The 12,376-nt window shown below is 58.2% G+C and carries 12 protein-coding genes; 9 read left to right on the top strand and 3 right to left on the bottom strand.

Features of this window, described 5'->3' with window-relative positions; translation table 11 throughout:
- Positions 1-60: 60 nt before the first annotated feature.
- Positions 61-327, bottom strand: a complete 267-nt coding sequence (locus WA845_RS15670; protein WP_004437715.1) for a DUF6074 family protein — start codon at positions 325-327, stop codon at positions 61-63.
- A gap of 339 nt (positions 328-666) precedes the next feature.
- Here WA845_RS15670 and WA845_RS15665 point away from each other — a divergent pair, with 339 nt between their 5' ends.
- Positions 667-945, top strand: a complete 279-nt coding sequence (locus WA845_RS15665) for an exopolysaccharide production repressor protein (protein WP_004437712.1) — start codon at positions 667-669, stop codon at positions 943-945.
- A 109-nt stretch (positions 946-1,054) separates the two neighbouring features.
- Positions 1,055-2,044, top strand: a complete 990-nt coding sequence (locus tag WA845_RS15660) for a glycosyltransferase family 2 protein (RefSeq protein WP_034500211.1) — start codon at positions 1,055-1,057, stop codon at positions 2,042-2,044.
- Positions 2,045-2,226: 182 nt separating this feature from the next.
- On the opposite strand, the gene WA845_RS15655 is transcribed toward WA845_RS15660, so the two are convergent.
- Both WA845_RS15655 and WA845_RS15650 read right to left on the bottom strand, forming a co-directional pair.
- On the bottom strand, positions 2,227-3,192 hold the full coding sequence (locus WA845_RS15655; RefSeq protein WP_112555366.1) for a polysaccharide pyruvyl transferase family protein: 966 nt from the start codon (positions 3,190-3,192) through the stop codon (positions 2,227-2,229).
- 51 nt (positions 3,193-3,243) lie between these two features.
- Positions 3,244-4,209, bottom strand: a complete 966-nt coding sequence (locus WA845_RS15650; RefSeq protein WP_004437703.1) for a glycosyltransferase family A protein — start codon at positions 4,207-4,209, stop codon at positions 3,244-3,246.
- A 117-nt stretch (positions 4,210-4,326) separates the two neighbouring features.
- On the opposite strand from WA845_RS15650, the gene WA845_RS15645 reads away from it, so the two are divergent.
- The 7 genes from WA845_RS15645 (at position 4,327) to WA845_RS15615 (ending at position 12,320) form a co-directional block, all read left to right on the top strand.
- A complete protein-coding gene (locus WA845_RS15645; protein WP_004437699.1) occupies positions 4,327-5,805 on the top strand; it encodes a lipopolysaccharide biosynthesis protein in 1,479 nt (492 codons plus the stop codon).
- A 371-nt stretch (positions 5,806-6,176) separates the two neighbouring features.
- Complete coding sequence (locus WA845_RS15640) at positions 6,177-7,325, top strand: acyltransferase family protein (RefSeq protein WP_022563429.1); 1,149 nt, start codon at positions 6,177-6,179, stop codon at positions 7,323-7,325.
- Positions 7,326-7,329: 4 nt separating this feature from the next.
- Positions 7,330-8,121 carry a glycoside hydrolase family 16 protein gene (locus WA845_RS15635; RefSeq protein ID WP_100911353.1) on the top strand — a complete coding sequence of 264 codons (792 nt, stop codon included), beginning with the start codon at positions 7,330-7,332 and terminating at the stop codon, positions 8,119-8,121.
- Positions 8,122-8,186: 65 nt separating this feature from the next.
- The gene (locus WA845_RS15630) at positions 8,187-9,368 is read left to right on the top strand and encodes a glycosyl transferase family 1 (protein ID WP_112555364.1); all 1,182 of its coding nucleotides are present in this window, start codon (positions 8,187-8,189) and stop codon (positions 9,366-9,368) included.
- Between the two features lie 17 nt (positions 9,369-9,385).
- Positions 9,386-10,384, top strand: a complete 999-nt coding sequence (locus WA845_RS15625; RefSeq protein WP_112555362.1) for a glycosyltransferase family 2 protein — start codon at positions 9,386-9,388, stop codon at positions 10,382-10,384.
- On the top strand, positions 10,381-11,325 hold the full coding sequence (locus tag WA845_RS15620; RefSeq protein WP_112555360.1) for a glycosyltransferase: 945 nt from the start codon (positions 10,381-10,383) through the stop codon (positions 11,323-11,325). Before WA845_RS15625 ends, WA845_RS15620 begins: the two co-directional genes overlap by 4 nt.
- Positions 11,325-12,320 carry a glycosyltransferase family 2 protein gene (locus tag WA845_RS15615; protein WP_112555358.1) on the top strand — a complete coding sequence of 332 codons (996 nt, stop codon included), beginning with the start codon at positions 11,325-11,327 and terminating at the stop codon, positions 12,318-12,320. Before WA845_RS15620 ends, WA845_RS15615 begins: the two co-directional genes overlap by 1 nt.
- Positions 12,321-12,376: the final 56 nt, after the last annotated feature.

Here is a 12,376-nt window from a genome sequence, read left to right as displayed (position 1 = left end):
CCAATAAAAAAGCCGGCTGGTTTATAACCCGCCGGCTTTTTTAATGAAGAAAAAGAACCATCAATGGCTGTCGCGGCGTGCCTCGGGCGCGGCATCCACCGCCCACAATTCAGCCTGCACGGCGTTTTGAAATTCCATGACCTCGCGCCGCATGGCGGCGTCCTCATAGCCAAGCGCCGTCAGACGGGCGGCCAGTTCACGGCACTCCCTGCGCCAGAAATCATTCGCCTCCACACCATGCAGCCGGTCGAGCATGGTTGCACATCGTTTTACGTCGGCAATGCGGTTCTTTGCCGGAAAGGCGATTACTTCTGAACTCGTCGTCACGCGGGCACCCTGCTCTTCGAGGAATCAATACCGACTTTTTAAAGGCGAGATGGTTAACGAAGTCTGCAGAGCCGGCCAGACGCTCCGCAAGGCCCGCACCGGAGGCGGTTTTAGACTTATCAGAAGCAGGCATCACTGTTGTCTGGCCGACGTCATCGATGCGAATCGGCAGTTACTGAGGAATTTACCAATCAAGATTACCGAAATTTCATGCCGCGGGAGGTAGAAGAAGTATATGTGTGTTGAAACAGCACCGGTCTCATCGTATATTTCCTGCAAAGAAGAAAAATGCCGCAGCGCAGTCAAAAATGGAGAAATCGTTCTCGGGAGGAGAGCAACATGTATGCACCTCGTGTTTTTTTCAGCATGATCGGTGCTTTGCTTGCTTTTGCGGTTGCGACATATTTCATCCACGGCTCCTTCTATACGGCATTCATTCAGACCCTCATTTGCGCAGTCATTCTGCAAGTCGGTTACTTCGTGGCGATTTTGGTTCTGGTCGCCCGTGAAAAACGCCGGATGCGGGAGACCTTTTCCCGGGACCTCAGCGCTGAAACAATTGCGGCAGACACCGCAAAAAGCGCACCGCCGCATGGGGCAAAGCTGACGGATATGTAAGTTTTTTCGCATGCGCTTTTATTGCATCGCAAAAAATCGCTTGCATCCATATCGCTGACACTTTCTGCTGGCCAAATCCTGAAGGTTCGTCAAAGCAGAAGGACACCCCATGGTGAGCGGTTCACAGCCCATTTGCGTCATCATCGCTGCAAAGAATGCATCTGATACCATCGATATCGCCATTCGCTCCGCCCTTGCGGAGCCAGAGGTCGGCGAAGTCGTGGTGATCGACGATGGTTCCACCGATACAACGAGCGACGTGGCGCATGCGGCGGATGACGGCACGGGTCGCCTGCGGGTGGTGCGATTCGACGTCAACCGCGGGCCATCGGCTGCGCGCAATCATGCCATCTCGATTTCCTCCGCTCCCCTCATCAGCATTCTTGATGCGGACGATTTTTTCTTCCGCGGCCGTTTCGCTGCCATGCTGGCCGATGACGACTGGGACCTCGTGGCCGATAATATCGCCTTCATCCAGCAATCCGTTCCAGGCGCGTCCTCCATGCAGCCTGCCCGCTTCGAGCCCCAGGCGCGGTTTTTGTCGCTGACGGAATTCGTGGAAGGCAATATTTCCAGGCCTGGTGTGGAGCGCGGGGAAACCGGCTTCCTGAAACCGGTGATACGCCGCGCCTTTCTCGACAAACATGCGCTGCGTTATGACGAGGCTCTGCGACTTGGCGAGGATTACGAACTTTACGTGCGCGCGCTGGCGGCCGGCGCGCGCTACAAGGTCATCCGTCATTGCGGTTACGGTGCGATCGTTCGCGGCAACTCGCTGAGTGGCCGCCACCGAACCGAAGATCTCCGTCTTCTCTACGAAGCAGACAGGGCGATTCTCGCCGGTTGCCGGCTCTCGGCAGAGGAAACGGCGATCCTGCGCGAGCACGAGAAACACATCCGCGCCAAATTCGAGCTTCGCCATTTTCTCGATACAAAAAAACAGAAGGGTGTGAGCGGAGCGCTGAGCCACGCCCTTGCGCGTCTGCCCGCCCTGCCCGCCATTACACGCGGTATCTGGAGCGACAAGACCGCCCGCTTCCGCAAAGCGGCGCCGGTGCGGGACGTGCGTTATCTGCTGGACGGCACGCCGGTTTCCTAAGGGAAAAGACAACTCACGACAAATCTCTGCCGTCCGCCCCGGGGCTTGTCCCGGGGATTTGCTCACGTATCCTCTAAGCGTTCAGTCGCAGATGCTCGGGACAGGCCCAAGCATGGCGATGCAGCAACGGTGTCCTCAAGCAAAAGCCGCAGAAAATTCTCTGCGGCATCCGCTCCTCACCTCTAGAGATAATCCCGCTTTACCGTTTCCAGAACGGCGGCGAAACGCTCCTTGCGTTCTTCCAGTCTGCCATCCGGGCTAAGACGCGGTTCCGCTCGGCTTGCCTGCCAGAGCGCCAGTGTGGAAGGTGCGGCCAGCACCTGCTTGGCGAGCTTCCGCAACGAGCGGGATTGCGTTTCCTGCGGACGCACCATTACATCGCCCTCATGCGCCCGGCCCTCAAGCGCAGAGACGGAATCGGCGGTGACAACGGGGGCGGGCGGTGGGGGGAAGCTCATGCCCCAGAAGCGTGAGCCCTTTTTCGCCGCTTCGGCGCGGGTTGAAACCGGCACATAGCGCGGCTGATATTCGACTCCGACGCTGCCGGCCCAATCGCTCCATTTGAAGCTGTTGATCGATGGTGAAGTGCTGACGGCGACCCACGGCACGCGGAAGGCATCGGCAAGGATTGCACCATGCATGGATTCAGCCACGATGAATTCCGATTGGGCAATGGCGCGGATGACCGCTTTTGCCTCGCCGCGCGGGTCGAGATAGGTGAGTCCTGCCGGTTCACAGACGGTTTCCCACATGCCGAATTCCGCCGATTCCCAATGGGGGACGAAAGTCTTCTTGTGGAGCTTTGGCAGCCCCTTGAAATCAAGCATCTCGGTGACCATCACGGCGGGATCGACAATGCCTTTTTCGGGAGCGAGCCCCAACTTAGCGGCGGTTTTTTCGCCGCGCACACAGCGGATATCCCAGAACTCGGTGCTGGTATCCGGCACCGCGCCATAACCATAGCCGCTGCCAATCACCAGCTTGCGCTGCTTGGCGGGCAAAAGAACGTCGTTGAGCACCGTTCCGACGCCCACGAGCATGACATCGTCATGCACATCGCGCAGGCCCGGAAGCAGAAAGTCCCACAGCCACAGGTTGAGATCGTCACCGAAATTTCCGTGATGAGATTCCCAGTGGTAAGGTTTCATGAGGTCACTCCTGGGTGAAAAACATATAAATTGTTGCGGGCGAAAATTCGCTCATCTGGAGCGGACGATTTTTCCGGCGCCGAGTTCGAAAGCGGCGCGCAGCAGTGCCGGATCGCGCATTGCCCATTTTAGCAGCAAACCGAATTCGGGAGCCTTGCGCCGTTTCAGGTTGCCAGCCTGGCTCCAGAGAGCCTGTTTGCGCGCCGTGTTTTTATAGGAAGCGATGGACGCCACATCGGCCGGCCGGCGAGAAAAACGTCCCTCCAGCGTATCGAGCGCCACCCAGGTATTGAACTGCTGGCGCAGGAATTCCGGCGAGGTATTGTCGATGCTGTGGAAGATATTGACGCCCATGCCGCGCATCGCGCCGGCGTCGTCACAGAGCAGTGTCCGCTTCGATGCAAGGATGGAATCGCAGAAAAACAGCACGTCTTCCGCCGCCAGTCTGAGCGCCGGATCGAAGCGGATCTTCTCGAAAAGAGGACGACCGATCACCATGCAGGAGAGATGCAGGAAGCTCCAGTTCCGCAGCATGACGCTTGCGAGATCCGGCAGTTCGATCACCAGCGGCTTCTCCGAAAGCCGTGCCGCACCCTCATTCTTCTCCAGTTCGGAAATGGCGAAATGATAATAAAATTCGTCACTTGCCTGCATGGACGCCCAGTAGCACTCGCCGCCATAGGTCGTGAGCGCAAAGGCCGCATTCCGCAGATGATCGGGCGTCCAGATATCGTCGGAATCAAGAAAGGCAACGTAGTCGGTGCCATCAGGCACATTGTCCAGACCGGTGTTGCGGGCGCCGCCCGGGCCGGCATTGGCCTGCTTAATGACAAGAATCCGGTCTTTCTGTTCCTGCGAAAGTTCCGCAAGTTCCTGATCGATCGGGTATGGCGATTCGTCATCGACGATGACAAGATCGAAGTCCTGGTAGGTCTGCGCAAAAACCGATGCGAGTGCACGTCCCAGGACACCGTGCTGCTTTTGATAGTAGGGAATGACGACAGTAAATCTTGCCATTGTTTCGCCCCTTGCGTTGATCAAGAAGTGTCGGGCCCGATCCTAAAAGCGGCCCCGATGGTATCGGCAACTCCCAACCGGCTTCCTCCCGCCGGCCTCCAGAAACAGGATGCTTGTATGCCCCCAGCGCCAAATGTAAAGACCATCACCACGAATGTCGGCTGGAGCGTTTTATCAAAAACAGGGACATTCGGGCTTAAATTTGTCACGGTCCCTATTCTTGCAAGGCTGCTTTCCCCGGAGGAATTCGGGGTGGTAGCGGTAGGACTAACGGTTGTACAGTTCCTGACCATGATTGCTGGCGCGGGGCTCACCTCCGCTCTCATCGTTGAGAAGGAAGAGGATATGGAAACGATCCATACCGTCTTCTGGGCTAATCTGGCGATCTCCTGCACCATGGCAGCCGTCCTCTACATCTGGGCGGAATTTTTCGGCGGACTGCTGGGGGCGGTGGAAAGCGCATACCTGCTGCGCATCATGGCCTTCCTCATTCCATTGCAGCTTGCCGGCGATGTCGCCTATTCGCTGCTGGCGCGACGGATGAACTTCAGCAAGGATGCGCTATGGAGCATGGCCTCGGAGAGCATCGCAGCGATTGTCGCGGTCGCGCTCGCCTTCATGGGGTTCGGCGTCTGGGCGCTTATCATCCAGCTTTTTGCCGCAGCTCTCATCCGTCTCGTCGGGCTTTATGCGGTTTCCCGCTATTGCCCGCGTTTTGTCATGAAGCCACGCCGGCTGGTGCCGCTTCTCGGCTTCAGTTCGGGGCTGATGGGCTCGGAAATCGCCAATTTTGTCACCTTCCAGTCGCCGATGGTGGTCATTGCCCGTCACCTGGGTCTGGCGGATGCCGGCGCCTATTCCGCCTCCAACCGTTTCGCCAGCATTCCCAACCAGGTGGTTTTATCCGCCGTCATGGGGGTTCTGTTTCCCGCCTTCAGCCGCATGATGGACGACCCGCAGCGCCGTCGTGATGCGTTGATGTTCAGCACGCAGGTGCTGACCGTACTGCTCGCGCCCATGATGTTCGGTCTCTGGGCCGTGGCCGAGCCGGCCATGCTTGTCATCTTCGGCCAGAACTGGGCCTATGCCTGGCCTGTCCTCGGGCTCCTCGCCCTGTCCAAGGCCATTCTCACACCGTGCAGCACCTTCATCCCGTACCTGAAGGGTGCTGGTTACGGCCGCGTATTGTTCTGGTCGGCGACGATCCGCGCCATCGTCACCACGGTGGCAGTGTGGCTCGCGGCACTTTATGGCACGCTGATAGACGCCATGGTCTGGCTTTGCATCGTCAACGCGGTCACACTGGTCGCGTACTCCTGGGCCGTGTTCAAGGCCAGCGACACGCCTTTCTTCCGGGGCCTTTATGTCAGCAGTCGACCGATGATCGCCGCTTTCGTGATGGCCGTTGCGGTGCGCTATCTGCTTCACCTTCTCGCCGATCGCGTTCCCAATGCCACCCTTCAGGTTCTTATCGGTGCTGCCGTGGGCGGCGCCATCTATGCAATACTGATCCTGCTGACTGAACGTGCCCTGCTGGGAAAAATCCTGGGCATGGTCAAATCACGGCGTATGCCGAATACCGCAACCCAAGGTTAGAAATATCACAGAAAAATGCGCCTCATTTCTGCCGTTAAGGGGCCTTGCCACGGTGATTTCTCTCGCCGTGGCAAGGTGGGTTCGGCGCTCTTTTTGCAGCGCAACATCACGGCAAATGACAAATTCGCACGCTTCAGAGATTTTTAATGAAGCGTGAATTTATATAAAAGTCATTTATTTCAATTATTTAATTTTTTCTCGTGATAGAAACTGTGCTGACGCCAGACATTCACCCGCAAAATCTAATCTTGTGTTTTTCCCGCGTCGCCACATTTTATCCCAAAGTCGAAACCAGACTTCCCAGTGCGGGCTTAAGTTCGCTCTGGTTGCAACGCGGCGTGGGGAGACGCCGCCCAATAGGGGTGACTGATGTGACTGTCGATCAGAACCTATCCTCCCGTATCAACTTGATGCGCATATTGCTGATTTCAGGAATCGTGTTCGTGCATGTGCCGCACAATGCCGAAACCAGCCCCTTTCTTGGCCTTTACGGCTTTTTCGACTGGCTGCGGGTTTTCCTGGGCGACGCGCTGTTTCGCATCGGCGTGCCCTGTCTCAGCGCCATTTCCGGTTATCTGCTGTTTCGCCGCGGCATGAGCGCTTTCGATTATCCGGCGACGATCCGCTCCAAGACGAAAACCGTGCTGCTGCCATTCCTCTTGTGGAATGGCGCACTGTTTGCCGCCGTGCTGCTGATCCAGCTGTTCGAGGTTGGCGTCGGATATTTTCCCGACCTATGGAACGCCAGCCCGCGCGAAATACTCAGCCATGGTACGGCGCTGGAAGAGCTGCCGGTGAATGTGCCGCTTTATTTCCTGCGCGACCTTTTTGTCTGCATTCTGCTGTCGCCGGTGCTCGCATTTCTGATGCGCCGCTTTGCGCTGCCGACGCTCGTAATCCTGCTGATCGTCACGGCCATGCCGGACCTGAAGATCTTCATTGTCCAGAAAAAATCCATCCTCTTCAGCTTTTCGCTCGGCATCGCGCTTGCGCTGCACCGGGTCGACGTCAAGGCACTTGATCCTTATGCCCTGCCGATCATGCTGTTGACATTTGCCGCGTCGGCCATTCTCGCCACAGGTCTCTATTTTACCGGCCCTGAATTCACATTCTGGCTGAATATGTCGCGCAATCTGCTCGCGGTCTTCGGCGCGCTCGGCTTCTGGGTGTCTTCATCGATCTTGATCCGCAGCCGGCTTGGTCAGAGGCTTGCCGAGACCGGCAGTCTCAGCTTCTGGATATTCTGCGCCCATTATCCGCTGCTGGTCATCATGTGGATGGTCTGGAACAAGGGCGGGCCGGATTTCTATCCCGCTTTCTACATCAGCGCGACGCTTTGCGCCTTCGTCATTTTGGTGATCAGCAATGCCCAGACCCGCAAATACCTGCCGGCCGTCTATGCCGTACTGACCGGAAGCCGCAGCGGCAAAGGCAAGGCAAAGGCCGAATTCGCGGCCAAACGGGCTTCCACGATAGGCCCACCCACATCCGAAACACTTTATTCGCAACGACAGAGGTGAACCAATGACAACATTTGTCACCCGCGTTCAGACACGCATTCTTCTTGCCGCCGCCCTCACTGCAACGGCATTCACGGCCCCCGTTAACGCCCAAGAGGGCAATGGTACGTCCTTCATGGAGAATTTCGACCAGATGGACAGAAGCTTCTGGTACGTTTCTGACGGCTGGAACAATGGCGCGCACCAGAACTGCACCTGGTCGAAGAAGCTGGCAACGGTGGAGAACAACCAGCTGACGCTGGGCTTCGAGGAAGCCAAGGCTGGCGACCGCAACTTCGCCTGCGGTGAAATCCAGACCAAGGGCCGTTATCGTTACGGCACCTATGAAGCGCGCATGAAGGCCGCCACCGGCCCTGGCCTGAACTCCGCCTTCTTCACCTATATCGGCCCGACCGACAAAAAACCGCACGACGAAATCGACTTTGAGGTTCTTGGCAAAAATACCGGTCAGGTGCAGCTCAACCAATATGTGTCCGCCAAGGGCGGCAATGAGAAGCTGGTGCCGGTGGAAGGCGGGGCCGATGCCGGCTTCAACGACTATGCCTTCGTCTGGGAACCGCAGCGCCTGCGTTATTACGTCAACGGCAAGCTCGTTCATGAGGTGACGGACGCGACGAAAATTCCGCAGAACGCCCAGAAGATTTTCTTCAGCCTGTGGGGCACCGATACGCTGAAGGACTGGATGGGCAAGTTTGCTTATGCCGGGCCATCGCAGATGGTCGTTGACCGCTTCGCCTTCACCGCGCTCGGCGATAAATGCCAGTTCCCGGAAAGCATTGCCTGCGCTCTGAATTGACCGATTTTTTTGAACCAAATCCTGTGCTGCGGCGTCTTTGACCCGCGAACCGACCGGAACCCTGCATGATCCATATTCTCTACCTCGCGCATGATCTGTCAGACCCCGCCATTCGTCGGCGGGTGCTGACGCTGCTTGCGGGCGGGGCGCGGGTCACGCTGGCCGGTTTCCGGCGCGGACAGAACCGGCTGGCGGAGATCGAAGGCGTCGTACCCATCGTGCTCGGGGAAACCGCCGACGGGCAATTTCTGCAGCGCATGGCGGCGGTGGCGAAATCCAGCCTTTCGCTCGGCAAAGTCTTGAACGGAATTCCGGCACCCGACGTCGTTCTCGCCAGGAACCTCGAAATGCTGGCTCTGGCAAAGCGCGCCATGTCGATCTATACCGGCCGCCCGGCGCTGGTTTACGAATGTCTCGATATTCACCGTCTGCTGCTCAACAAAGGCAAGCCCGGACAGATGCTGAATGCCGCGCAGCGTTATTTCGCACGCGACGCAAAGCTTCTGGTGACAAGTTCCCCGGCATTCGTGGAGCATTATTTCAAGCCCGTGTCGGGCCTCGACCTTCCTGTCCTGTTGCAGGAAAACAAGGTGCTGGCGCTCGACGACACCGTTGCCGCCACGCCAAGACCACGGGCGCCCGCGCCCGGCGAACCATGGAAAATCGGCTGGTTCGGCGCGCTTCGCTGCCGCAAATCGCTTGAAATTCTCGCTGAGTTCGCTCGCCGCATGGAAGGCAGGGTCGAAATCATCCTGCGTGGCCGGCCGGCCTATTCGGAGTTTGCTGATTTCGATGGCTTCGTGGCGGCTGCTCCACATGTGCATTTCAACGGACCTTACAAAAATCCCGAGGACCTAGCCGCCATCTATAACGAGGTGCAATTTACCTGGGCGATCGACTTTTTCGAGGAAGGCCAGAATTCCAGCTGGCTGCTGCCCAACCGGCTTTACGAGGGCTGCCTTTACGGCACTCTGCCGATTGCACTTGCTGGCACGGAAACGGCTCGCTTCATTGAAAAACGCAATATCGGCTTCGTCCTGCAACAGGCGGGCGCTGCCGATCTTGCCGCCCTCTTCAACCAGATGACCCCGCAAACCTATGCGGATGCCTTCGACACCCTGTCGGCAACAGACAGGAAACAATGGCTGACCGACCGCGACGATTGCCGTCTGCTGGTGCAGCAATTGTCCTCACTCGCCAAATCCGCTTCCGGCCACGCCCGTGAAGCGCAGTTTTCACCAGTGTAGTGCGTAGGGGGCAAATCATGGAAGGTCCAGGTCATTCCGGCATCAGAACGCTGATCGTCATACCCTGCCTCAATGAGGCGAAGACGATCGAGGGGTTGCTTGTCAAATTCACCGGCGCAATGCAGGGGCGCCTGTTCCGCATCGTCGTCGCCGATGGCGGCAGCACGGATGGAACGCGCGATATCGTTGCCGCCTTTGCGGCAAAGGACGAACGCGTCACGCTTCTCGCTAATCCGAAGCGTATCCAGAGCGCCGGCATCAACCTTGCCGTCGCCACCTTCGGCGAGGATTTCGATTATCTCATCCGCATCGACGCCCATGGCGATTATCCCGATGATTATTGCCAGCGGCTGATCGAGGATGCGGAACGGACGGGTGCGGACTCCGTCGTCGTCGCCATGGATACAGTCGGCCACGGCCTGTTCCAGAAGGCGACTGCCATTGCCCAGAATTCCAAGCTCGGCAATGGCGGTTCCAAGCACCGCGAAGGCGCAAAAGGCCACTGGATCGACCACGGCCACCACGCGCTGATGCGGATCGCAGCTTTCGATGCGGTAGGCGGTTATGATGAGAGCTTCAGCCACAACGAGGATGCGGAGCTGGATTTCCGGCTGCGCAAATCCGGGTTCCGCATCTGGATGACCGACAAGACCCGCATGACCTATTATCCGCGCGCCAGCGTCATGCCGCTCTTCAAGCAATATCTCGCCTATGGCCGCGGCCGGGCGAAGAACCTGTTGAAACATCGCTCAATCCCGAAACTCCGCCAGATGATTCCGCTCGCCGTGCTGCCGGTCTTCATCTTCGCGCTGCTGTCGCTGGTGCATTGGGCAGCCCTTATTCCGCTCGGCCTCTGGATTGCCGCATGTGTGGGTTATGGCTTGTGGATGGCAATAGGTCAGAAAAATCCATACGGCCCGCTCGCCGCTTTTTCGGCAATGGTGATGCATCTGGCCTGGTCCACCGGCTTCTGGCTGGAACTCCTGAAATTCCGGGGAAGAAAGGCTGTCTCATGACCGACAACACCGTCACCGGCACGCAATATCTCAAGACCGTCGATATCGGCATCTGCACCTACAGACGCCCGGCGCTTGTCGCCACACTTCTGTCACTCTTCGAGCTGGATGTGCCTGAAGGCGTGAAAGTTAGGCTGATTGTCGCCGATAATGACGAGGAGCCCAGCGCAAAGGCAAGCGTCGATCGCCTGCGCGAAACCGCCCCCTTCGAGATCACCTATGTGCATTGCCCGAAATCTAATATTTCGATTGCCCGCAATGCCTGCCTGTCGAAATGCAAGGCGGATTATCTCGCCTTTATCGATGACGACGAAACGGCGCCGCCACACTGGCTGGCCGCGCTTCTGGAAAAGGCCGACGAGACCGGTGCAGAAACCGTTCTCGGCCCCGTCACTGCGGTTTACCGGGACAACGCGCCGGGCTGGATGAAACGCGGAGATTTCCACTCGACCGTTCCGGTCTGGGTCAATGGCGAGATCATCACCGGTTATACCTGCAACACGCTGCTCAGGATGGAAGCGCCATCGGTAAAGGGCCGGCGCTTCGCGCTGGCGCTTGGCCAGAGCGGCGGCGAAGACACACATTTCTTCTCGCATCTCCACGCCGCTGGCGGCCGTATCGTCTTTGCGGAAGACGCTGTCTTGTCGGAGCCGGTTCCGGAAAATCGGGCAAGCTTTCTATGGCTTGCCAAGCGCCGGTTCCGTTCCGGCCAGACCCATGGACGGGTGCTGGCTGAAAAGAAACCCGGTGCGCGCCGCGTCGTCCAGGTGGTGAAAGCTGGTTCGAAAGTGCTTTATTGCGCTCTTTTTGCCGCCTTGAGCGGTTTCAATGCCGTACGCCGCAACCGTTATGCGTTGCGAGGCGCGCTGCATATGGGTTCGGTGAGCGGCGCCTTCGGTGTGCGCGAAATCCGCCAATACGGTGCCATGGAGGCGACCTGATGGAGAACCTCACCTCTTCGCCAGACATCAGCTTCGTCATCGCCGCCTTTAATGCCGCCGATACGATTGAGGCCGCCATCCAAAGTGCGCTCGATCAGCAGGGGGTGACGCTGGAAGTGATCGTCGTTGACGACCGCTCCGCCGACGATACCATTCCCTACGTTGAAGCGATCGCCGCAATCGATCCGCGCGTGCGGCTGCTTGCGCTCGAAGAAAACCGCGGTCCGGGCGGCGCCCGCAACGCCGGCATCGAGGCCGCGACGGGGCGCTGGATCGCCGTGCTCGACTCCGACGATGTCATCCGCCCGGAGCGCTCCGCCTGCATGATGTGCCGGGCGGAAGCCGCCAACGCTGACATCGCTGTCGATAATCTCGATGTCGTCTACACCGATGGCCGGCCGATGGAGACGATGTTTCCCGAAGAGTTTCTGGAGGAACGGCCTGTTCTCACGCTGGAGGACTTCATTTCCTCCAACATCCTGTTCCGCTCCACCTTTAACTTCGGCTACATGAAACCGATGTTCCGGCGCGATTTCCTTAATAACGAAGCACTGCGCTTCCGTGAGGATATCCGCATCGGCGAAGACTATATTCTTCTCGCCTCGGCGCTTGCCGCTGGCGGCCTCTGCGTCATCGAACCGAAGCCGGGTTACATCTACAATATCCGCGAAGGTTCGATTTCCCGCGTCCTCGAACTTCATCACGTCGAAGCGATGATGCGGGCGGACGAAGAATTCCTGAGCCACTACACCTTGCTGCCGGCCGCCATGGACGCGCAGCAGGCGAGAGCCCGCAGCCTGCGGCTGGCGCATAATTTTTTGACTTTGGTGGAAAACATCAAGCGCCGCTCGGTAATCGGCGCCTTGAAGACCACAATCCGAGATCCTGCCGTGCTGGGGCACCTGAGAATGCCGATTGCAGTGCGGCTGAGGAGGCTGCGGGACGCCGTGTTTGCGCCCGCGGCGAATACAGGGGTGAAAAGGCAGATTTCATAAAATTTGCGCGCGGACCATGTCTGCGCGGGGACTGGGGACAGATCAAACCTTGATGA

It is taken from the genome of Agrobacterium sp. CMT1, assembly GCF_037203725.1.
In the GTDB taxonomy this organism is placed as follows: Bacteria; Pseudomonadota; Alphaproteobacteria; order Rhizobiales; family Rhizobiaceae; genus Agrobacterium; species Agrobacterium pusense.
This window is presented reverse-complemented; position numbering and strand designations above follow the sequence as displayed.

Bases quoted from the DNA above. Each gene is read 5' to 3' on its own strand.
- WA845_RS15665 (WP_004437712.1), top strand. From the start codon at position 667: ATGTATGCACCTCGTGTTTTTTTCAGCATGATCGGTGCTTTGCTTGCT.
- WA845_RS15660 (WP_034500211.1), top strand. From the start codon at position 1,055: ATGGTGAGCGGTTCACAGCCCATTTGCGTCATCATCGCTGCAAAGAAT.
- WA845_RS15655 (WP_112555366.1), bottom strand. From the start codon at position 3,192: ATGAAACCTTACCACTGGGAATCTCATCACGGAAATTTCGGTGACGAT.
- WA845_RS15650 (WP_004437703.1), bottom strand. From the start codon at position 4,209: ATGGCAAGATTTACTGTCGTCATTCCCTACTATCAAAAGCAGCACGGT.
- WA845_RS15645 (WP_004437699.1), top strand. From the start codon at position 4,327: ATGCCCCCAGCGCCAAATGTAAAGACCATCACCACGAATGTCGGCTGG.
- WA845_RS15635 (WP_100911353.1), top strand. From the start codon at position 7,330: ATGACAACATTTGTCACCCGCGTTCAGACACGCATTCTTCTTGCCGCC.
- WA845_RS15630 (WP_112555364.1), top strand. From the start codon at position 8,187: ATGATCCATATTCTCTACCTCGCGCATGATCTGTCAGACCCCGCCATT.
- WA845_RS15625 (WP_112555362.1), top strand. From the start codon at position 9,386: ATGGAAGGTCCAGGTCATTCCGGCATCAGAACGCTGATCGTCATACCC.
- WA845_RS15620 (WP_112555360.1), top strand. From the start codon at position 10,381: ATGACCGACAACACCGTCACCGGCACGCAATATCTCAAGACCGTCGAT.
- WA845_RS15615 (WP_112555358.1), top strand. From the start codon at position 11,325: ATGGAGAACCTCACCTCTTCGCCAGACATCAGCTTCGTCATCGCCGCC.